General features: G+C 67.7%; 1 pseudogene. It reads left to right on the top strand.

The annotated features are described in order from the left end of the window. Window positions 1-72: 72 nt before the first annotated feature. Window positions 73-1,369, top strand: a pseudogene (locus tag RZ1_RS29340) (IS701 family transposase); the annotation flags it as partial. Window positions 1,370-1,432: the final 63 nt, after the last annotated feature.

Genomic DNA, 1,432 nt, shown 5'->3' with positions numbered 1-1,432 from the left:
AGGACTTTGTTAGGTTTGTCACTTCTTGTGTGAGGGCTCGAGATTCGACGTGATTCTCGAGACGATGACCAGGTGGATACCGCAGCCCTGACCGATGTCAGTGAACGTCTCGATGCGTTCGTCGATCAGGTGTTCTCCTCCCTCAAACGCAAGGATCAACGGGCGACCGCAGGGGTATACACACGGGGATTGATGCTCGACGGGCGCCGCAAGTCGATGCAACCGATGGCGCAGCGCCTCGGGGTCGATCACCAACGGTTGCAGCAGTTCGTGACCAGCTCGCCGTGGGACGTGGAACCGGTCCGGAAAACCCTGTCCCGCAAAGCGTGCGACCTGATCACCCCGGACGCCTGGGTGATCGACGACACCGGATTCGCCAAAGACGGGGACGGATCGCCGGGCGTGGCCCGGCAGTACTCGGGAACGTTGGGCAAGGTCGGCAACTGCCAGGTCGCCGTCAGCGTGCACGCCGCCACCGACAGTGCATCCGCGCCGCTGGACTGGCGCCTGTACCTACCCCAAGGCTGGGACAACGAGACCGCCGAGGATCCCGAGACGGCCGCGGTGATCGCCGCCCGGCGGCGGCGCAGCGCGATCCCCGACGACGAGCATCACCGGACCAAGGCGGCGATGGCCCTCGAGATGCTCGACGAACTGATCTCGTGGGGCCGAACCCCGCCGGTGATCGTCGCCGACGCCGGCTACGGCGACTCCGCCACCCTCCGCCAATCCCTGACCGACCGCGACCTGGCCTATGTCGTCGCGGTCAAAGGCGCCACCCTCGCCCACCCCGGCGATGCGGTCCCGGTCGCCGCCGCGTACTCCGGACGCGGCAGGCCCCCGACCCACCACTACCCCAAGCCGGGGACCTGCAAAGATCTCGTCCTGGCGGCCGGAACCGCGGCGCTGACCGAGCTCACCTGGCGCCACGGAACCAAGACCGGTCCGGGCAACCCGACTGCGGCCATGCGCTCACGGTTCGTGGCGCTGCGGGTGCGTCCCGCCAACCGCACCATCCCCCGCGGCGAGGACGGCGTCCTGCCGCAGGCGTGGCTGCTGGCCGAATGGCCGGACGATGCAGCGCAGCCGACCGACTTCTGGCTCGCCACCCTGCCCGAGGACACCCCGATCGCCGAGCTGGTGCGGCTGGCCAAGATCCGCTGGCGCATCGAGCACGACTACCGGGAACTGAAAACCGGCCTCGGCCTCGACCATTTCGAGGGCCGCTCCTGGCTCGGCTGGCACCACCACGCCACCCTGGTCACCGCCGCGCACCTGTTCCTCACCACCCTGCGGCTCACCGCCCCAAAAGCGACCGGGCAGGCCTGACCCTCTACACCATCGTGCGCAAACTCCAACGCGCACTGGCTTATTGGATCGGTACCTGCCCTACCTGCCACCACACCTTCCCAACCTAACAAAGTCCTACTAG

This window comes from Rhodococcus zopfii NBRC 100606 = JCM 9919, from assembly GCF_001895025.1.
Lineage (GTDB): Bacteria > Actinomycetota > Actinomycetes > Mycobacteriales > Mycobacteriaceae > Rhodococcus > Rhodococcus zopfii.
This window is presented reverse-complemented; position numbering and strand designations above follow the sequence as displayed.